General features: G+C 66.8%; 17 protein-coding genes. 6 read left to right on the top strand and 11 right to left on the bottom strand.

What is annotated here, in order from left to right; genetic code table 11:
• Positions 1-169: 169 nt before the first annotated feature.
• Both C8J36_RS03800 and C8J36_RS03795 read left to right on the top strand, forming a co-directional pair.
• Positions 170-2482, top strand: a complete 2313-nt coding sequence (locus C8J36_RS03800) for an NADP-dependent malic enzyme (RefSeq protein WP_132532722.1) — start codon at positions 170-172, stop codon at positions 2480-2482.
• A gap of 157 nt (positions 2483-2639) precedes the next feature.
• On the top strand, positions 2640-3929 hold the full coding sequence (locus C8J36_RS03795; RefSeq protein ID WP_245506439.1) for a DUF2865 domain-containing protein: 1290 nt from the start codon (positions 2640-2642) through the stop codon (positions 3927-3929).
• A 13-nt stretch (positions 3930-3942) separates the two neighbouring features.
• Here C8J36_RS03795 and C8J36_RS03790 read toward each other — a convergent pair whose 3' ends face one another.
• Complete coding sequence (locus C8J36_RS03790; protein ID WP_132532718.1) at positions 3943-4767, bottom strand: TolB family protein; 825 nt, start codon at positions 4765-4767, stop codon at positions 3943-3945.
• 144 nt (positions 4768-4911) lie between these two features.
• On the opposite strand from C8J36_RS03790, the gene C8J36_RS03785 reads away from it, so the two are divergent.
• Positions 4912-6843, top strand: coding sequence for an LTA synthase family protein (locus tag C8J36_RS03785; RefSeq protein WP_132532716.1), 1932 nt, complete (start codon positions 4912-4914; stop codon positions 6841-6843).
• 195 nt (positions 6844-7038) lie between these two features.
• On the opposite strand, the gene C8J36_RS03780 is transcribed toward C8J36_RS03785, so the two are convergent.
• Positions 7039-8937, bottom strand: a complete 1899-nt coding sequence (locus C8J36_RS03780; RefSeq protein WP_062592890.1) for a methyl-accepting chemotaxis protein — start codon at positions 8935-8937, stop codon at positions 7039-7041.
• Between the two features lie 256 nt (positions 8938-9193).
• Between C8J36_RS03780 and C8J36_RS03775 the strand changes: the two genes are divergently transcribed.
• Entirely contained in the window at positions 9194-9739 is a 546-nt protein-coding gene (locus C8J36_RS03775) for a DUF1003 domain-containing protein (protein WP_062592888.1), read from the top strand.
• A gap of 93 nt (positions 9740-9832) precedes the next feature.
• On the opposite strand, the gene C8J36_RS03770 is transcribed toward C8J36_RS03775, so the two are convergent.
• Positions 9833-11212: a 3-deoxy-7-phosphoheptulonate synthase class II gene (locus tag C8J36_RS03770; RefSeq protein ID WP_062592886.1), complete on the bottom strand. Its 1380-nt coding sequence runs from the start codon at positions 11210-11212 to the stop codon at positions 9833-9835.
• A 144-nt stretch (positions 11213-11356) separates the two neighbouring features.
• Positions 11357-12217: a LysR family transcriptional regulator gene (locus tag C8J36_RS03765; protein ID WP_132532714.1), complete on the bottom strand. Its 861-nt coding sequence runs from the start codon at positions 12215-12217 to the stop codon at positions 11357-11359.
• Positions 12218-12428: 211 nt separating this feature from the next.
• Between C8J36_RS03765 and C8J36_RS03760 the strand changes: the two genes are divergently transcribed.
• Positions 12429-12686 carry a hypothetical protein gene (locus tag C8J36_RS03760; protein WP_132532712.1) on the top strand — a complete coding sequence of 86 codons (258 nt, stop codon included), beginning with the start codon at positions 12429-12431 and terminating at the stop codon, positions 12684-12686.
• Here the strand turns inward: C8J36_RS03760 and gor are convergent.
• The 3 genes from gor to rpiA all read right to left on the bottom strand — a co-directional run bounded on the left by gor (position 12656) and on the right by rpiA (position 15631).
• Positions 12656-14044, bottom strand: a complete 1389-nt coding sequence (gene gor, locus C8J36_RS03755) for a glutathione-disulfide reductase (protein ID WP_132532710.1) — start codon at positions 14042-14044, stop codon at positions 12656-12658. The genes C8J36_RS03760 and gor overlap by 31 nt on opposite strands.
• Positions 14045-14248: 204 nt before the next feature.
• Positions 14249-14827 (bottom strand): DUF2059 domain-containing protein, encoded by a 579-nt coding sequence (locus tag C8J36_RS03750; RefSeq protein WP_062592878.1) that lies wholly within the window; start codon positions 14825-14827, stop codon positions 14249-14251.
• A gap of 87 nt (positions 14828-14914) precedes the next feature.
• The gene (gene rpiA, locus C8J36_RS03745) at positions 14915-15631 is read right to left on the bottom strand and encodes a ribose-5-phosphate isomerase RpiA (RefSeq protein ID WP_132532708.1); all 717 of its coding nucleotides are present in this window, start codon (positions 15629-15631) and stop codon (positions 14915-14917) included.
• A gap of 245 nt (positions 15632-15876) precedes the next feature.
• Between rpiA and C8J36_RS03740 the strand changes: the two genes are divergently transcribed.
• Complete coding sequence (locus tag C8J36_RS03740; protein ID WP_132532706.1) at positions 15877-16611, top strand: HAD family hydrolase; 735 nt, start codon at positions 15877-15879, stop codon at positions 16609-16611.
• A 26-nt stretch (positions 16612-16637) separates the two neighbouring features.
• On the opposite strand, the gene lpxB is transcribed toward C8J36_RS03740, so the two are convergent.
• The 4 genes from lpxB to fabZ form a co-directional block, all read right to left on the bottom strand.
• Positions 16638-17816, bottom strand: coding sequence for a lipid-A-disaccharide synthase (lpxB, locus tag C8J36_RS03735; RefSeq protein WP_165914953.1), 1179 nt, complete (start codon positions 17814-17816; stop codon positions 16638-16640).
• 105 nt (positions 17817-17921) lie between these two features.
• On the bottom strand, positions 17922-18773 hold the full coding sequence (gene lpxI, locus C8J36_RS03730) for a UDP-2,3-diacylglucosamine diphosphatase LpxI (protein ID WP_245506438.1): 852 nt from the start codon (positions 18771-18773) through the stop codon (positions 17922-17924).
• A gap of 107 nt (positions 18774-18880) precedes the next feature.
• Complete coding sequence (gene lpxA, locus C8J36_RS03725; protein WP_132532700.1) at positions 18881-19693, bottom strand: acyl-ACP--UDP-N-acetylglucosamine O-acyltransferase; 813 nt, start codon at positions 19691-19693, stop codon at positions 18881-18883.
• 1 nt (position 19694) lies between these two features.
• On the bottom strand, positions 19695-20186 hold the full coding sequence (gene fabZ / locus C8J36_RS03720; protein WP_132533038.1) for a 3-hydroxyacyl-ACP dehydratase FabZ: 492 nt from the start codon (positions 20184-20186) through the stop codon (positions 19695-19697).
• Between the last annotated feature and the right edge of the window lie 10 nt (positions 20187-20196).

The following is a 20196-nucleotide window of genomic DNA, read 5'->3' as shown; positions in this document are numbered from 1 at the left end:
TGGTGTCTCCGCGTTTCAGGTCCTGACATGGTTGAAAACAGACTCCTGTTTCAGGAGCGTGACAATGGCGTCCGGGAACGTGAGAACGCGGCCAAAACCCGACCGGCGAACTGTACGGACCCGCGAAATCATGCCAAAAGGACCCCGTTCAGAGAGAGGGTATTGCGCAATGAGCAGTGGCGATAACACGACGACACCGAAGACACCGGCCGGCGGCGATCTTGACGAACAGGCGCTGTTCTTCCACCGGTACCCGCGCCCCGGCAAGCTGGAGATCCAGGCCACCAAGCCGCTCGGCAACCAGCGCGATCTCGCGCTCGCCTATTCCCCGGGCGTGGCAGCACCCTGCCTTGCCATCCGCGATGATCCGTCGATGGCGGCCGAATACACGGCCCGGGCGAACCTCGTCGCGGTGGTCTCCAACGGCTCCGCCGTTCTCGGCCTCGGCAATATCGGCCCGCTCGCCTCCAAGCCCGTGATGGAAGGCAAGGCCGTCCTCTTCAAGAAATTCGCCGGCATCGACGTGTTCGACATCGAGATCGACGCGCCGGAAATCGCGCGCATGGTCGATGTCGTCTCGGCGCTGGAGCCGACCTTCGGCGGCATCAATCTCGAGGACATCAAGGCGCCGGAATGTTTCGAAGTCGAGCGTCAGCTGCGCGAGAAGATGGACATCCCCGTCTTCCACGACGACCAGCACGGCACCGCCATCATCGTCGCCGCCGCCATCCTCAACGGCCTGGAACTGGCCGGCAAGGATATCGCCAAGGCGAAGATCGTCACCTCGGGCGCGGGTGCCGCGGCTCTCGCCTGCCTCAATCTCCTGGTCGAACTCGGCGCCAAGCGCGAAAACATCTGGGTCCACGATCTCGAAGGCCTCGTCTATGAAGGCCGCGAGGTGCTGATGGACGAGTGGAAGTCGATCTACGCCCAGAAGAGCGACAACCGGGTCCTGGCCGACAGCATCGCCGATGCCGACGTCTTCCTCGGCCTGTCGGCCGCCGGCGTGCTGAAGCCGGAACTGCTCGCGCAGATGGCCGAGCGCCCGCTCATCATGGCGCTTGCCAATCCGAACCCGGAGATCATGCCCGATCTCGCCCGCGCCGCCCGGCCGGACGCGATGATCTGCACCGGCCGCTCGGATTTCCCCAACCAGGTCAACAACGTCCTCTGCTTCCCCTACATCTTCCGCGGCGCGCTCGATTGCGGCGCCCGGACGATCAACGAGGAAATGAAGATGGCCGCCGTGCGCGCCATCGCCGGCCTTGCCCGCGAGGAGCCGTCGGACGTCGCCGCCCGCGCCTATTCCGAGGAAACGCCGATCTTCGGGCCGGATTATCTCATCCCTTCGCCCTTCGACCAGCGGCTGATCCTGCGCATCGCCCCCGCGGTCGCCAAGGCTGCCGCCGACAGCGGCGTCGCCGCCCGGCCGATCGCCGATTTCGACGCCTATCTCGACCAGCTGAACCGCTTCGTGTTCCGCTCCGGCTTCATCATGAAGCCGATCTTCACGCTGGCGAAAGCCGCCGAGAAGAAGCGGGTCATCTTCTCGGAAGGCGAGGACGAGCGCGTGCTGCGGGCCGCGCAGGTCCTGCTCGAGGAAGGCACGGCCCTGCCGATCCTCATCGGCCGTCCGCAGATCATCGAATCGCGCCTGAAGCGGTTCGGCCTGCGCATCCGCCCGGAGGTCGATTTCGAGGTCATCAATCCGGAAAGCGACCGCCGCTTCAAGGATTACGTCGACCAGTATCTCTCCATGGTCGGCCGTCTCGGCGTCATCCCGGAAGCCGCCCGCACCACCGTGCGCACCAACTACACCGTCATTGGCGCCCTGGCGCTGAAGCGCGGAGAGGCGGATGCGCTGATCTGCGGCCTCGAAGGCCGCTACAGCCGCCATCTGCGCGACATCGCGCAGATCATCGGCAAGCGGCCCGGCGCGCTCGATTTCTCGGCCATGAGCCTTCTGATCTCGCAGCACGGCGCGACCTTCTTCACCGACACCTTCGTCACCTTCGACCCGACCTCGGAAGAGATCGCGCAGAAGACGATCATGGCGGCCGAGGAGATCAAGCGCTTCGGCATCAACCCGCGCGCCGCCCTCGTCTCCCACTCCAACTTCGGCTCGCGCGAGTCCGAAAGCGCCAGCAAGATGCGCCGGGCGATGGAATTCGTGCGCGAACTGGCGCCCGATCTGGAAGCCGACGGCGAAATGCACGGCGAGTCCGCGATCTCGACGGTTCTGCGCAAGCGGGTCATGCCGAGCACGACGCTGCACGAGGACGCCAACCTCCTCGTCTTCCCCAATCTCGACGCCGCCAACATCACCTTCGGCGTGGTCAAAAGCATGATCGACGGCCTGCATGTCGGACCGATCCTGCTGGGTGCCGCCCTGCCCGCCCACATCCTCTCGCCCTCGGTCACCTCGCGCGGCGTCGTCAATATGGCGGCCTTGGCCGTGGTAGAAGCGTCACACCCGGTCTGAAGCGTGCCGCAGAACCCTGCGTCCCCGCGAAAGTGATCGCGGGGCGCGTTGCGGCGGACCGGAAAGCGGCTATGATGAACCTTCGACCGCGCCCGGAATGGCGCGGACCTTGCGATCTATCCGAGATCGACCAATTCCGCAGATGCAGGCAAGACGTTTGACGATCCGCAGACTCTCCATGGCCGCAGTGCTGGCGCCGCTTCTGTTCCTCACCGCAGGCGCCGAAGCGTCTACGCTCTGCGACAGGCTGCATGCGCGCCTTGCCGACCTTCCCGAGGCGACGTCGAACGACCGTGACAACGGGCGAGACGGTTTCGGCGAGGCCAGCCAGCGAAACTTCACCGGCGCCATCTCGCGGCGAAACATCGAGCTGCGCAGCGCGCGCAGCGAGCAGCGGGCGCTCGGTTGCAGCACGGAGAGCGTGACCGTCATCAACGGCGACAACGAGGAGGCCTGCGCCGATCTCGACAACCGCATCGCCGCGATCAGCGCCGACCTTGAGGACATGAAAGCCCGCCGCCGGCAGGACATCGCAGGATCCGCCGGCGATGCGGAGCGCCGGCGCGTGCTGGTCGCGATGCAGACCAACCGTTGCGAGGCGATCGATAGCGATCTCGTCAGCGCATCGGTCTCGGGCCCGGATGCCACCATGGACACCACCATGGACGCCGGCACGGACGCAGACCTGGGGATCGCAGACCTGGGGATCGACGAGTCCCGACCGCGCCGTTTTCGCAATATCATCGCGGACCTCCCGCCGATCGGCAGCGAGGAGACGAGCCTGCGCGGACCCTCCGACGGCGCGGTGTCCGAGCCGTCGCTCTCGGATCTCTCCGCCCCCGACCTGCACCGGCTGACGCTGGATGGCCCGCTGCGGACCATGTGCGTGCGCACCTGCGACGGCTCGTTCTTCCCGATTTCCGCCAATGCGACGCCCGACGATTTCGCGCGTGACGCGCAGGCCTGCAGCGCCCGCTGCCCGGGCGCCGAGACCGAACTCTATTTCCACCCGCTGTCCGGCGAGACGCAGGACATGATCTCGGCTGGCACCGGCAATCCCTATACGGATCTTCCCACGGCCTTCGCCTATAAGAGCGGCAGCCCCGCGAGCCGCAGCCAGTGCGGCTGCCGCCTGCCGAATGCCGCGGCCGCCAGGTCGTCCGGCGCCGGTTTCTCCACCCTGCCGGGCGATGCCCCGGCCCCGCGGATGAGCACGCCCTCCGACAAGGCCGTGGTGTCCATCACCACCGATCCCGCCGCGTCGAAAATCCTCCTGCCGGCAACGGCGCCGGCAGACGCCGCGCCGCGCGAGATCCACGAGCGCCCTTACGACCCCAAGGCCAACCGCGTCCGTCAGGTCGGCCCGACCTTCCTGCCGACAGAGGAATCCTCCATCGACCTGCACCATCCCGCAGGCCCCGGCTATCAGCCGGAGCAGACGAACTGAGGCCAGGCGTCGCTTATTCCGGCGCGTAGCGGACGAAGGCGAACGTCTTGCCGTCCGGCGACCAGTTCGGCACGTTGATCGTCCCCTGACCGCCGAAGAGCGCGAACAACGTCCGCGCCTGTCCGCCATCGGGATCCATCAGCCGCAGCCGCACCGTCAGGTCGCGCGGATGGTCGAACACATCGCCATCATAGGAAAGCACGAGCAGGTGGCGCCCGTCCGGCGAGGGATGCGGAAACCAGTCGCCATAGGGACTGTCGGTGATCCGCTCCGCAACACCCCCTTCGGACGGCACCCGCCAGATCTGCATCCGGCCCGATCGGCTGGAGTTGAAATAGATCCAGCGCCCGTCCGCCGAATAGTCCGGCCCATCATTGCGGCCCTCGCCATGCGTCAGCCGCGTCTCCTCGCCGCCCTCGACCGCAATCGTGTAGATATCGAACACCTGGTCGCGAATGCCGCAATAGGCAAGCCGCGTCCCGTCCGGCGACCAGCCATGCCAGTAGGACGGCAGGTTGCGCGTCACGAGCGTCGGCACGCCGCCGCCGATCGGCAGCGTGTAGATCGCCGATTTGCCGAATTCGGTCTTGTCGCTGATCGCGAGCCGGCGTCCATCCGGCGAGAGGCCGTGATCGTTGTTGAGACGGTCGGCAAAGCCGGTATCGATCGCCTCCGGCACCGGATCGGCAAGACCGATGCGCAACAGCCGGCCGTCGCCGTTGAGGATCAGCCCGTCGCCGGCCGGCGTGAAATTCGGTGCCTCGACCAGCCGGTCCGTCTGCCAGACGACGCGCGTCTCGCCCGTCTCCACACTGTATAATTCGACCGAACTGCGCATCTCGTCCTCCTTCGCGCGGGCTTCCTCTTATCCCGGCGATCCGCGGGAGATCACGCGCATTGTGCATGGGAAAGCACATTCATCCTCTGTTCAACATGACACCGATATGACAGTCATGCGAAGAATTTGTGAAGGGAGCCGGCCATGGCGAGTTTTCAGTCTGCCGTGAACGCAAGACCCTCCGCGGACGTCTATGGGTCCACCGGCGCGCAGGATGCACGCCCGTCGCGGCTTCTGTCCAACGTCCGCAGCGTCGTGGTCTCGTTCCTGCTCGCCGTCTCGCTGATCTTCGTCGTCGAATGGATCGCGCGCAATTCCGCGACCGAAGCCACCGCCTTCTTTCTCGATCCCGCACGCCCGGCCTGGGTCACGGCTTTCATCTTCTTCCTGCTGTTCCTCGCCGTCGATGCCATCGCCGGCCGCGCGGAATACGGCATCGTCCTCATCGCCCCGCTCGCTCTGGTGCCGGCCGTCACCACGCGCCAGAAGCAGATCTTCCTCTCCGATCCGCTCTATCCCACCGACTTCCTGTTCGGCCGCCAGATCATGGAGCTGATGCCGGTGCTGGTGCGCGATCGCCCGGGCACGGCCATCGCCATCGCGGTCGGCCTCGTCCTGTCGCTGGCCGGCCTCACCTGGCTCATCCGCCACGCCTGGCGCCGCTTCCCGCGCCTCACGCGCCAGCAGCGCCTGGCCCGCCTTGCCGTGGCCCTGCCGCTCCTCGGCGGCTTCTATCACCTGATGGATTACAACCAGTTCTCCTGGGTGCGCGACCGGCTGCAGATCATTCCCATCATGTGGGACCAGGCCGAAAACTACCGCCATAACGGCTTCACGCTCGCCTTCGTGCTGAACCTGCCGATGGCCAACGTCGCCGCGCCTGCGGGCTACATGGCCGACGCCATCGACAAGATCCCGACCGAGCCGGTCGCCGCCGGCACGACGCATCGCGGCAAGCCGGATGTCATCGTCCTCATGAGCGAATCCTTCTGGGATCCGACGCGCCTGCCGAACGTCACGCTCTCGCCGGACCCGATGCCGACGATCCGCAGCATGCAGTCCGGCAACGTGTTTTCCCCGGAATTCGGCGGCATGACCGCCAATGTCGAGTTCGAGGCCCTGACCGGCTTCTCCAACGCTTTCCTGCCCTATGGCAGCATTCCCTATCAGCAATATATCCGCAATCCGATCCCGTCGCTGGCCACCTTCTTCCGCGGCGAAGGCTATGTCGCGCGAGCCGTCCACCCGTTCCAGGGCTGGTTCTGGAACCGCAGCGCCGTCTACAAATCCTTCGGCTTCGAACAGTTTCGCTCGGAGGAAACCCTGCCGCCCATGGAAAAGCGCGGCATCTTCGCTTCCGACGAGGCCCTCACGAAGGAGATCATGCGCCAGGCCGACGAGCTGCGCGATCCCTTCTTCTTCTTCACGGTGACGCTGCAGGGCCACGGCCCCTACGAGGCCAATCGCTATGCGCAGAACACCATCAAGGTCGAAGGCGATCTGCCGGAGACCGACCGGCAGGTTCTGGCCACCTATGCGCAGGGCGTGAAGGAGGCCGACGACAGCCTGAAGATGCTGATGGACTGGGCGAAGGAGCGCGACCGCGAGACGATCATCGTGCTCTTCGGCGATCACCTGCCGCCGCTGAACACGGTCTACACCTCGACCGGCTACATGCCGGACGTCACGGCCTCGCGCAAGGGCACGGTCGACCAGATGGCCTCGAGCCACGAGACGCCGCTGGTCATCTGGTCGAACAAGACAGGCCCCGTGAAGAACGTCGGCACCATCAGCCCGGCCTTCCTGTCCTACCAGATCCTGAAGACCGGCGGCTTCGAGCACCCCTATTACACCGCCTTCCTCGGCGACGTCTTCGACCGCTACCACGTCATCGACCGCTACATGCTGATCGACGCCGCCGGCAAGGACACCGAAGCCTGGTCCCGCAACAAGAAGATCGCCCCCGTGCTGCGCGACTACCGCTTCCTCCAGCACGACATGATGTTCGGCAAACGCTACGGCACCGACCGCTTCTTCGAGACCCACGGCGAGCTCTTCCCACAGCCGGCGATGTGACGCCTGGCGGGGGCACCGACCGGCGCCTCACTATGCCCCGGCCCCTTCTCAACCGTCATTCCCGGTCAAGCCCGGAATGACGAGAGGGATGCGGCGGCTGGCAAGTCCACGGCACAAAACACCGCCGTCCCGAAACGCAGAAAGGGGCGCGGACATCGCCCGCACCCCTCTCGTCCCGTCCGCGCCCGTAAAATCTTACGCCGCGCGGCGGGCGCCGGTGTCGTAGCCCTGCTCCAGCCGGAACCGGGCGAGGAGCTGCTGCAGCTGGCGGCTCTGGTCGGCAAGCGTTTCGCTGGCGGCGGTGGTTTCCTCCACCATGGCGGCGTTCTTCTGCGTCATCTGGTCCATCTGGTTGACGGAGGTGTTGATCTCGCCGAGCGCCGTCGATTGCTCGCGCGCCGCAGTCGCGATGCTCTCGACATGGGCGTTGACCTGGTTGACCAGCGTCTCGATCTCCAGCAGCGCCGCGCCGGTGGAGCGGACCAGCGTCACGCCGCCCGCCACTTCGGTGGCCGAGGCGCTGATCAGCGTCTTGATCTCCTTGGCCGCATTGGCCGAGCGCTGCGCGAGTTCGCGAACCTCCTGGGCGACCACGGCAAAGCCGCGTCCGGCCTCGCCGGCGCGGGCCGCCTCGACGCCGGCATTCAGCGCCAGAAGGTTGGTCTGGAAGGCGATCTCGTCGATCACGCCGATGATCTGCCCGATGCGGCTGGAAGAGCCTTCGATGCGTTCCATGGCATCGACGGCGCTGCGCACGATCGCGCCGGAACGCGCCGCACTCTCCTTGGTCTCCCGCACCATCTCCTGCGCCTCATGGGCGCGGGTGGACGAGGTGCGCACCGTCGCCGTGATCTCGTCCAGCGCGGCGGCCGTCTCCTCAAGAGCTGCGGCCTGCTGCTCGGTGCGCTTGGACAGGTCGTTGGCCGCCCCGCTCAGTTCCGCCGAGCTTTCCGAAATCGTCGAGCCCGCGCCGCGCACGCTCTCCATGGTCGAGCGCAGCGTCACCATCGTCGCGTTGACATTGGCCTGCAGCTCGCCGAAGGCGCCCTGGAAGCGGCCATTCATGCTTTGCGTCAGGTCGGCCTGCGACAGGGCCTCGATGACGCGGCGAAGTTCCGCGATCGCATTGTCGACGCTGCCGACGAGCTCGTTGACGCTCGCGGCAAAGCGGTTGAGATCGGGCGATCCATAGTCCCGGTCGATGCGCGCGGTAAAATCGCCGGCAACGGCTGCGGCAACGACGGAGGCGATGCTCGACTGAAGGTCGCTGCTGCTCGCCTGAAGGGCGGCTTCCTGCGCCTTCATGTCGCGCATGGCGATGGCGTTGCGGCGGAAGACGTCGAGCGCGCGGCCCATTTCGCCGATCTCGTCGCGCCGCGCGGTGTCCATGGTCCCGACATCGAGCCGTCCCTCGGACAGTTCGCGCATCACGCCGGTCATGGCCCGTACGGGCGCAACGATGCCGCGGCGCGCCACGAGTAGGCTGACAAAGCCGCCGAGCGCGATGGCCGCGACGGCCGCGCCGATGGCAACGAACATCGTCATGGACGAGCTGTCGAGCGCGGCGGAGCGGGCAGCCGCCAGCGCGTCGCCGGAATAGGTGCTGTAGGCCTTGACCGCCGTCGTCACCGCCTTCTGCGCATCGAGCGCCAAAGCCAGCGGTGCCGTCATTGAGGCGCTGCTGGCGCCCGGAGCGGCGGCGGCTTCCACCATCGTGTCGATCGTCGCGAAGTAGGCCTGAAGTTTCTCCGCCACCGTCTTCAGCTGGGCGCGCTGCGTGTCGTCGGCGGCGAGCGCGATCTTGGGCAGTCGCGCCAGCATTTCACCCTGCCGCCGCGCCGATTCGGTGCGGACATCCGCGGCCTTGGCGGGATCGGCCGCCAGCTGATAGGTCATGCGGCTGATCGAGATCACGTCGACCCGAAGATCCATCGCCTCGCGGGCCACCTCTTCGCGCGCACCGACGGAGACCATCGTATCCTCCAGCGCACCGATCCCCTGGATGCCCACGGTGGCGATGGCGGCCGAGGACAGTCCCATGACGAGGACGACCAGCCCAACCTTTTTCAGGATGGAAAGATTTTGAAACGACATGCGGAAAACTCCGGCGAAGCGCATCACCGCGCAAACAGACAGGTAAGGGGGAAAAACGAGGACTCATGTCCGTCAAAGGCGCATCGGGAGTGCCGCACATCGCGCAGCAGCATTTTTAGCGCGGAAACGGATAACTAAGGCTTAACTTACCCAAAATCCGGCGGGTCCGATTCGTTTGCCGGCGCGAACCGACACAGTTCCGCCAGAAACAAGGCGACATCGCTGGCAGAGATCCCGTCCAGGACCCGGAGCCCGCATGTCCAGCATCGAAGATATTTCCCGCCGCCTCTTCAACAAACCGGCAACCGCGCTGGGCCGGGTGGAGCGCCACGTGCTCGGTCGGGCCCATGCGCGCCAGACGCTGTCGGAAGACGTCAATGCCAGCTTCGTCGCGAGCCAGAGCGTTGGCGATCGCGTCGCCGACCAGATCGCCCGCATCGGCGGCTCCTGGGGCTTCATCATCAGCTTTCTCGTGTTCCTTGCGGGCTGGGCGCTGCTCAACACCGTGCTTCTGACGCAGAGCGAGGCCTTCGATCCCTACCCCTTCATCTTCCTCAACCTCGTCCTTTCGATGGTGGCCGCGCTGCAGGCGCCGATCATCATGATGTCGCAGAACCGGGAAGCGGCAAAGGACCGGCTGAACGCCTCCAAGGACTACGAGGTCAATCTGAAATCCGAGATCGAGCTGATCTCGCTGCACCACAAGATCGACGACGTCCTCCTCAAGGAAATCGCCCTGCTCCAGGCCAATATCGCCCGCCTCCACGATCGCCTCGAAGCCTATGAGGCGAGGCGCGACTGAGCCGTCGTTTGAAGGCCGGTGCGCAAACGAAAGGGCCGGAGATCGCTCCCCGGCCCTTTCCTGTTCGTGCTCACGGAACGATCCCGCGAGGGATCATGCCCAGCCGTTGACGATCATCCGCTTCTCGTCGCGCCCGCCCTTCATCCGCTCGGCGAGCAGGAAGGCCAGTTCCAGCGCCTGGTCGGCGTTGAGACGCGGGTCGCAATGCGTGTGGTAGCGGTCGGCAAGGTCGGCGCCGGACAGCGCGCGGGCGCCGCCCGTGCATTCCGTCACGTCGTTGCCGGTCATCTCGATGTGGATGCCGCCCGGATGCGTGCCTTCGGCGCGGTGGATCTGGAAGAAGCTCTCCACCTCGCTGAGAATCCGCTCGAACGGCCGCGTCTTGTAGCTGTTGAGCGTGATCGTGTTGCCGTGCATCGGATCGCAGGACCAGACGACCTTCTTGCCCTCGCGCTGCACGGCGCGGATCAGGCGCGGCAGGTGCTCGGCCACCTTGTCGTGGCCGAAGCGGCAGATCAGCGTCAGCCGGCCCGCTTCGTTGGCAGGGTTCAGGATATCGATCAGCTCGATCAGCCCGTCGGCCGTCATCGACGGGCCGCATTTCAGGCCGATCGGGTTCTTGATCCCGCGGCAGTATTCGACATGCGCATGGTCGGGCTGGCGCGTGCGGTCGCCGATCCAGATCATATGGCCCGACGTCGCATACCAGTCGCCCGAGGTCGAATCGACGCGGGTCAGCGCCTGCTCGTAGCCGAGCAGCAGCGCCTCGTGGCTGGTGAAGAAATCGGTCTCGCGCAGCGACGGGTTGGACTCCGGCGTGATGCCGATGGCCTTCATGAAGTCCATCGTTTCGGAAATCCGGTCGGCGAGCTTGCGGTAGCGCTCGGCCTGCGGGCTGTCCTTCACGAAGCCGAGCATCCATTGGTGCACGTTGTCGAGATTGGCATAGCCGCCCATCGCGAAGGCGCGCAGCAGGTTGAGCGTCGCCGCCGACTGGCGGTAGGCCATGATCTGCCGTTCCGGGTTCGGAATGCGGGCGTCGGAGGTGAAATCGATGCCGTTGATGATGTCGCCGCGATAGCTCGGAAGCTCGGTCTCGCCCTGGCGCTCGATGTTGGACGAGCGCGGCTTGGCGAACTGGCCGGCGATGCGGCCGACCTTGACCACCGGCTGCTGCGCGCCGAAGGTCAGAACGACGGCCATCTGCAGGAAGGCGCGGAAGAAGTCGCGGATCGTGTCGGCGCCGTGCTCGGCAAAGCTCTCGGCGCAATCGCCGCCCTGCAGCAGGAAGCCGCGGCCTTCCGAAACATTGGCAAGCGCCTTCTTCAGGTTGCGCGCCTCGCCGGCAAAGACGAGCGGCGGATAGGTCGCAAGCTGCGCCTCGGTCGCCGCCAGGGCGGATGCATCCGGGAAGTCGGGAACTTGGCTGATCGGCTTCTGCCGCCAGCTGGTCGGTGTCCAGTTCTGTGCCATCTCGATCGCCTTTCACGGTCCCGCCTCGTCCGGCGGGCCTCGTCGCACCGGCGCCTCCTCCGGCGCCCTCTTCGATGCGGGCTTATAGACGTTAAGATGCCGCTTGCAAAGCCCGTCGGCAGGCCAGACGCGGCGCGCGGCCGATCAGGCGGTCGCCGTCTCGCAGGCGCCGGAAAACCGGGCGGCCTGGGCTTTCAGGAGAGCCGCCAGGCGCTCGATCACCAGCCGCACTTCGGGCCGGCGCCGCTCGTCGTCGTGGCTGACGATCGTCAGCGTGTGGTCGAGGTCAGCGATCGGCGGGCCGATCCGCCGGAGCGCGGGGTCGGCATCGCCGACGAAGACCGGCATCAGGCTGCGGCCGGCACCGCTGCGCACCAGCCGGTGCAGAAGATCGGCGCTCGTCGTCCAGGTGTGAATGTCGGCCTCGTGGTTCTCGAAGACCCAGCGCTCGGGCGGCAGCCGCGCCATATCGGTCGCCATCGAGATCCAGCGGTCCTCCGCCTGCGGCGGCGCGTTGCGTGCGGCATAGACGGCGTAGCGCATGCCGACGGAGCGCAGGGCCGCCACGTTGCCGGCGGCAGGCGCCTTGGGCAGCAGGCTCACATCCACGCCGCGAAAGGCCAGGTCCTCCGTCATCCCGCTGCAGCAGATCCGGAACGCATCCGACGGCCCCCGCAGATCGCTCAGATGGTCGGCCATGAACCCGGCCATCCAGCTGTCGCCGGCCAGCGTCACGATGGGAAAGGCGAAGCGCCATCCGGCAATGCCGTCGGCCGCCGCCTGCATGGCGCGGACATGATCGAGCAGGATCTCGCCGTCATGCGCCAGCCGGTACCCCTGCTGGCTGCGCTCGAACAGCGTCCGGCCGAGGGATTTTTCGAGCGCCAGCATCCGCCGCCCGATCGTGGGTGCGCTCAATCCGGTGCGCACGGCTGCCGCACTCAGCCCGCCCGCCAGCGCCACCTGCAGGAAGAGCTGCAATTCGTCCCAGGCCGTCTCGTCCATCGCAAGCCCCACCTCTGCCGGTCGTTCGCTTCATCCGGCCCCCCTGTCCGGTCCCGCCCGGTCCGGTCCCGTCAACAGCCCGACAGCCTATAGCACAAGGGTTCCGGCGCGGCGCCCCACACGGATGAAACGCCCCTTTCATTCCTGCGTCTACGATCGCGTCGCGTCGATGGCTACGTCCGGATCAGGCACACCGACCAAGGAGATATCCATGCGCGACCAGCTCGTCATCCACGCCCTTTCGCATCGCTCAGGCGCCGCCGCTCGGGGCCAGACATCGGGCGCCGGCGGAAAGCGGGACGCCTTCGCCGATCCGCTCGACCAGCCGGCCTGGGAGGGCCTCGCCTGGATCGTGCCCTTCCTCACGGCCGTCACCGGCGGGGCGCAGCCGCGCCCGGCAAAGCCGTCGAGAACGCCCCGGTCGCAGCCGGTCCGGTTCTACACCCGCTCGCCGTTGCGGATGCGGTAGCTCGGCGCATACATCGTCACCAGCTCTTCCGACGCCGTGGGATGCACGGCCATGGTCCGGTCGAAATCGTCCTTGGTCACGCCGGCCTTCAGCGAGATGCCGAGAAGCTGCGCCATCTCGCCGGCGCTCGGCCCCAGAATATGCGCGCCGACCACCTTTCGGTCCTCGCCGTTCACGACCAGCTTCATGATCGTCTTTTCGGCGCGGCCGGACAGCGTCGCCCGCATCGGCCGAAACTCGGTCCGGTAGATCTCGACGTCGGAGAGCGTCTGCGCCGCCTCGTCTTCCGAGAGGCCCACCGTGCCGATCTCCGGCTGGGAGAACACGGCGGTGGCGATCAGGTCATGGTCGGGCGAGGTCGGGCGACCCTTGTACTCGGTCTCGATGAAGCACATGGCCTCGTGAATGGCGACCGGCGTCAGTTGCACGCGGTTGGTCACGTCGCCCAGCGCATAGACGCCCGGCGCGCTGGTGCGGGAGAACGCGTCCACGATGATCGCGCCCTGATGGTCCGTCTTCACGCCCGCAGCCTCGAGCCCCAGCCCATGCGTATTCGGCACGCGGCCGAGCGCAAGCATCACCTGGTCCACGGTCAGGGTCTCGCCCTTCAGCGTCGTCACCAGCCGCCCGCCCGTCTCGGCATCCGAGATGGTCTCGATGATGTCCTCGCAGAGAATGTGGATGCCCTTCTCCACCATCGCCTTGTGCAGGCCCTGGCGCATGTCCCTGTCGAAGCGCGAGAGGATTTCCTTGCCGCGATAGATCAGCGTCGTCTCGACCCCGAGCCCGTGCAGGATATTGGCGAATTCCACGGCGATATAGCCGCCGCCGGCGATCAGGATCGATTTCGGCAGTTCGGGCAGGTCGAACACCTCGTTCGAGGTGATGGTCAGTTCATGCCCCGGCAGAGCCTCGTGCGGGGCCGGCCGGCCGCCGACGGCGATGACGATCCGCTCGGCCGTGACGATCTGCCCGGTCGAAAGCAGCTTGATGCGGTTCGGCCCGACCAGCTCGGCCCGCGTGTGGAAAATATCGGCGCCGGCATTGGCGAGCCCCTTCTGGTAGAGACCTTCCAGCCGGGTGATTTCCGCCTCCTTCGCCGCGACCAGCTTCCGCCAGTCGAAGGACGTCTCGCCGACGCTCCAGCCGAAGCCTTCCGCGTCCTTGAAATCGGTCGAAAACGCCGATGCGTAGACATAGAGCTTCTTCGGCACGCAGCCGCGGATGACGCAGGTGCCGCCATAGCGGAATTCCTCGGCGATCCCGACCTTCTTGCCGAGCGAGGCCGCGACCCGCCCGCTGCGCACGCCGCCCGACCCACCGCCGATGACGAAGAGATCATAGTCGTAAGATGTCATGGAAGGCTCCGGGGACCGAGAAGACGAGAGGGGTCAGATGGCGCGGCACGGTCCGTCCGGCGCTGCCTGCTGGCCTGTCGCTGATATAGTGCGCCCGGTCGGCAAAAGAAAAGCCCCCCGGGATGCCCGGAGAGCTTTGAAGATGTCGAGCGGCCGTTGAGCGGCAGCAAGAGAACGCCGTGGCGCTCGTCAGGGAGACGCCGGTTAGGGCGCCGGGGCCGGGGCCGGTGCGGTGGCCGGTGCGGGGGCCGGAGCCGTCGGCGGCTGGCCGGCGGCGTCGGCCGGCGGTGCGAGCGTCGCCTGCAGGGCCTTGGTGGCTTCGGCGTTCAGGTCGCGCGACACGCCGGCCGCCCAGATGTCGGCCGCCTTCATCATTTCGCGCGAGGCGATCGGGCCGTCGTTCAGCAGCTTCTTACCGGCTTCCGACTGGTAGAAGGTGCTGATCGCGTTCAGCTGCTCGATCGTGAACGTCTTGGCGTAGATGGTCGCGGCTTCGCGCTCGAGGTCTGCACGCCGGCCGGCCAGTTCCAGCGCCTTGGTATCGACCGTGGTCGAGATCAGGTCCTGGTAGTTCGGCGAGGACTGGATCAGGTTGACCTTCAGGCGCTCGGCGAGGTTCGGGAGGATATTGTCGAAATTGTCGGTGGCGCCGATGGCGGAAATGGCGGCGCGCGCGGCCTTCAGGTGGTCTTCCGTCACGTCCTGGGCGAAAGCTGCCGGTGCGGTCGTGGCGAGAAGAACGAAGGCGGTCAAGACGCGGACCCGGCCTGCAAATCTGTTCATTCGAAATAGCTCCTGTATGTTCAAGGGCGTCGCGTCGGTTCGACGCGTCCGGTAAAGTCAGTGGGGATCAGGCCGATCGAGCGCCCATCATCTCGAGCGCCCGTCATCTCGAGCGCTCGTCATCATCCTGGCACCCGCCGCGCCGGCGATGATCGCCAGGGACGCCATGCCGATGAAGAGGCCGTGTTCGACCACGCCCGGAAGTCCGTTCAGCTCGCGCGCCAGCGCATCTGCATCAGGAATGCGGCCAAAAGATGCATCGACGATCAGATGCCCGCCATCGGTCTCGAACAGCCCGTCGCCCGAGCTGCGGAGCGTGAGATCGCCCGACAGGCCCAGTTTCGCGGCGGTCTTTTCGATGGCGATCAGCGTCGCCTTCTGCCCGAAGGGGTTGATCTCGATCGGCAGCTTGAAGGCGCCGAGCGTGCCGACCACCTTGCTCTCGTCGGCGATCACGATCATCCGTGCCGAGGACGAGGCGACGATCTTCTCGCGAAGAAGCGCGCCGCCGCCGCCCTTGATGAGGTTCAGGTCGGGATCGACCTCGTCCGCCCCGTCGATGGTGAGGTCGAGTTCCGGCAGCTCGTCGAGCGAGCGCAGGGGAATGCCGAGATCGAGGCACAGCCGCGCCGTGCGCTCGGAGGTCGGAACCCCCTCGATGCGAAAACCGTCCGCGACTTTCTCGGCCAGAAGCCGGATGAACTCCTCGGCCGTCGAGCCGGTGCCGAACCCGAGCCGCATGCCGTCTTCGACATGGGCCAGCGCCGCCTCGGCGGCTTTGATCTTCATGTGGCGGGCATCCATGCGCCGCTGTCTCCCGTTGAACCCGTCGTCCGGGCAGGGCCCGGCCGCCCGGAGGTTTACACGGCCCATGCGGCAGAGGAAAGCCCCCGGCGCGAAGACCCCCTGCGAAGGTGCCCGTGAATTCCCCTGTGGGGCTGCACGTCCGAAACGCCCGGGACTATGCGAAGCTCGAAGCGGACCGATTGCATTTCGCTGCCCGGTCGCTTACGCCCGCAGTCGCCATCAGACCGCAAAGGCCCGCCCCCATGCCCGCTTCGCTCTCCTCCGCCTCGACCGCTTCCGCTTCGACATCCGGCGCCCTGCCGCCCGCCACCATCGTCTTCGACCTCGACGGCACGCTGGTCGATACCGCGCCCGATCTGGTGGCAAGCCTCAATCATGCGGTCACGCAAGCGGGCCTCGCGCCGGTCGGCTATGACGACCTGACGCATCTCGTCGGCCATGGCGCCCAGGCGATGATCGAGCGCACCTTCGCGATGCGCGACAAGCCGTTGAGCAAGGACGATCTCGCCTGGCAGATGAAGGAATTCGTCGCGCACTACCACGCCACCATGCCCGGCGCCTCGATGCCCTATCCCGGCGTGCTCGACGCGATGGACCGCCTGTCGGCTGCCGGCTATCTGCTGGCCGTCTGCACCAACAAGCTCGAAATGCTGGCGCGGACGCTGATCGACAGCCTCGGCCTCACCGCGCGCTTTGCCGCCATCACCGGCGGCGACACGTTCGATGTGCGCAAGCCCGATGCCGAGCACCTGCTTGCCACCATCCGCCTGGCCGGCGGCACGCCCGCGCGTGCGGTGATGATCGGCGACAGCCGCAACGACATCCTCGTTGCCCAAAATGCCGCCATCCCGTCCATCGCCGTGCCCTTCGGCTATTCCGACGTCGCGGTGGAAGCCCTCGGCCCCTCCGTCGTCATCACCCATTTCACCGAACTGACGCCGGACCTCGTCGAGCGCCTCCTCGCCGGCAAAGCCTGAAACGCACGCGTCTCTCCGGGGCGCGGTTAGCCCCGCGCCGCCTTCGCCGCCATCGTCTCGATCACGACGGCGGCCGCGCGTTCGCCCGGCGGCACCTCCGTGCGCATGATGTCCCAGACCGCGTCGAAGCCGCCGATCATCGCGCGGCGCTCCGGCGTGTCGGTCGCCAGCCGCTCCATCCAGCGGGCCAGCGCGCCCGGCCGAATGGATTCGTTGAAATATTCCGGGACGATCACATAGTCGCCGATCAGGTTCGGCAGGTTCGCGGTCCAGATCCGGATACGCTTGTGCATCATGCGGATCAGCCAGTCGGCCTTGTAGTTGGACACGACGGGAATGCTGCAGAGGCCGAGTTCGAGGATGACCGTGCCGGAGGCCGCCATGGCGACATCGGCCTGCGCGAAAGCGTCCCATTTCGCCTGCGCGCCCACCCGCACCTCGACCTCCACCGGCCAGTCGCGCAGCATCGCGCGCACGGCGTCGGCCTGGCGCGGCACGGTCGGCAGCACGAAGCGGAAGCCCGGCGAGCGTCGCGCCAGGATCTCCACCGCCTCGCGGAACACCGGCAGCAGCCGCGTGATCTCCGAGCCGCGCGATCCGGGAAGGATCAGGCAGGTCCGCTGCGTCTCGCCGCGCGCATGGGTGCCGCCCTTCGCCCATTGCGCGGCGCGCACGGCGAGAACATTGGCATCGGAGGCGAGCCGGTGCCCCACATAGGTGGTCGGCGGCCCGCCGAGCGTTTCCATCGCCTCCGGCTCGAATGGCAGGATGGCGAGCACATGATCGACATAGGGCCGCATCCGCAGCGCCCGCTCCGGCTTCCAGGCCCAGACGCTCGGGCACACGTAATTGACGATCGGCAGCGCGGGCAGCGCGGCGCGAACCGCCTTCGCCACCCGGTGAGTGAAATCCGGGCTGTCGATGATCACGAGCACGTCCGGCTTCGCAGCGATGATCGCATCGGCCGTCTGGCGGATGCGCATCAGCAGTTTCGGCAGCCGGGCAAGCACCTGCGAAATGCCCATGATCGACAGTTCGGAATAATCGAACAGCGAGACCAGCCCCTCGGCCTCCAGCGCCTCGCCCCCGACGCCCATGAGCGAGACGGAACCGACTTTGAGCTTCAGCGCCCGGATCAGGTCGCCGCCGAGAAGATCGCCCGACACCTCGCCGGCGATGACCGCGACCTTGATCCGTCCCGGGATCGGCCCCGGCTTGTTTTCATTCGGCATGCACGCACCTCGATGATCAGACAGTTTCACGCAGCCTGACGAAAAGCCGCACCGACGCGAGCCCGACTCACGCCCGATTCACACGAGCGGCTGCGTCCGGTCGAGCCCCGTCACGAACAGTCCGGAACGATCGGCAAGCGCAATGGTTGCGGCACGTTCCAGAACCAGCGCCCGGCCCGCTTCCACGGCGATGCCGGCAAGACCGGCCGCCAGCGCGCTTTCCACGGTCGAAGGCCCGATGGAGGGAAGATCGGCCCGGAGGTCCTGCTGCGGCTTGCAGAGCTTGACCAGCACGCCGCGCCGGCGCTGCGAAATCCGCCCGTCGCGGCGCAGGCCAGCCACGCGCGCGATCATCGCATCGGTGCCCTCCGGCCCCTCCAGCGCGACCACCCGCCCGCCGACGGCGATGGCGCCCTGCCCGACATCGAGCGCACCGAGCGCATTGGCCGCCGCCGTCGCCGCGGCGATATCCCGCTGGGCGTCGCTATCCGGCACGATCCGCCCGATCGGCCCGATCTCGGCCAGAAGCTCCGGCACGATGTCCTGGACGCCGATGACGCGGGCGCCGCTCGCCTCGATCAGGGCGATCGCCATTTTCAGAACGGCATCGTCGCCGCCCGAAATCAGCGTCTTCAGCACCGCCGGCACGCGCGACAGCGTCTTCAGCGTCGGGCGGATGTCGCGCCATTCCGGCCGCCGCTGCACGCCGCCGGTGAGCACCACCCGGTCGATGCCCTCGCGGCGGAAGGTGGCGCTGATATCCCGGAAATTGCCGATGCCGAGCGTGCGGTTGTCGTAACCGCTCCAGCCGTCGCCGGCCTCGCCGGTCAGCGCGATGATATAGGGGTTTTCGCCATGGGCGCGGGCCGCATCGGCCACATGGTGCGGCAGACGGCCGCCGCCGGCGATGATCGCCAGCCGCCCCCGCACGCCAGGACCCCGTACCTCGGGACCCCCCACCTCAGGACCCCGCACCTCTGGACCCAGTCGTGGCGACGTCCCGTCCGGACCCTCGGGCGGTTGGCCGGGCATGGCGCTCAGCCCTTCTTTCCCCGGGTGGGGGAGGACAGCGCGCGGTCGCTTTCCGCGCCGATGAAGTCGAGGATTTCCATGACCGGCGCGCAGCCGAGATAATCCTCGCGGATCGCCGCCGCATTCGCGCGCACGGAGCCCGTGCCCTCGAAGATCTGCTTGTAGGCGCGGCGCACCTCGTGGATGACGGCCTTGTCGTGGCCCGCGCGCGACATGCCCACGACGTTCAGCCCGGAGAGAATGCCGGGATTGCCGTTCAGCATGCCATAGGGAATGACGTCGTAGCTGACGGCCGAAAGGCCGCCGACGAAGGCCTGGCGGCCGACGCGGGTGAACTGGTGCACGGCCGAGCCGCCGCCCAGGATTGCCCGGTCCTCGACCACGACATGGCCGGCCAGCATCACATTGTTCGACAGGATGATGTTGTTACCGAGCCGGCAGTCATGCGCCACATGCGCATAGGCCAGAAACAGGTTGTTGTCGCCGACGGAGGTCAGACCGCCATGCTCCACCGTGCCGGTGTTCATGGTCACGCCCTCGCGGATCGTGCAGTTCGCGCCGATCACCAGCCGCGTGCCGACTGCGCTGTGATGCACGCTCTGCGAATCGCCGCCGATGACGGCCGACGGAAAGATTTTCGTGCCGCGGCCGACGCTGGTGCGGCCGATGACGACGACATGGCTCATCAGCACGACATCGTCGGCAAGCTCCACCTCCGCGCCGACATGGCAGAACGGACCGATGGTGACGTTCTCGCCGATGACGGCCCCGTCTTCGACGACGGCGGAGGGATGGACCTTGGCGCTCTCGGCAATCATGTCAGGCTTCGTCCTTGCTGATGATCATGGCACCGATATCCGCTTCCGCGACGAGCTGCCCGTCAACTTTGGCGTCGCAATGAAACTTCCAGATACTGCCGCGCTGCTTCTGCTTGACCACGTGATACTCGACGCGATCGCCGGGCACCACCGGCTTGCGGAACCGCGCATTGTCGATCGTCATGAAATAGACGAGATTGCTGCCGGTCGCGGTCTTGCGCGCACAGATCGCGCCCGCCGTCTGCGCCATGCCCTCGATCAGAAGGACGCCCGGCATGATCGGCTGGTCGGGAAAGTGCCCGGTGAAATGCGGCTCGTTCGCCGTCACGTTCTTGATGCCGATCGCCGAATTGTCGCTGTCGATCTCGATGATCTTGTCGACCAGCAGAAACGGATAGCGGTGGGGCAAGAGCTTCATGATCTCGCGGATATCGGCCGTGCCGAGAACCGTTGCGCCCACGTCGCCTCTCGTCTCGCCCCCCGTATCGCCCATTGGGGTTTCG

Source organism: Rhizobium sp. PP-F2F-G48, from assembly GCF_004342335.1.
In the GTDB taxonomy this organism is placed as follows: Bacteria; Pseudomonadota; Alphaproteobacteria; order Rhizobiales; family Rhizobiaceae; genus Ferranicluibacter.
The sequence above is the reverse complement of the archived record's forward strand: the minus strand, read 5'-3'. Positions and strand labels throughout refer to the sequence as shown.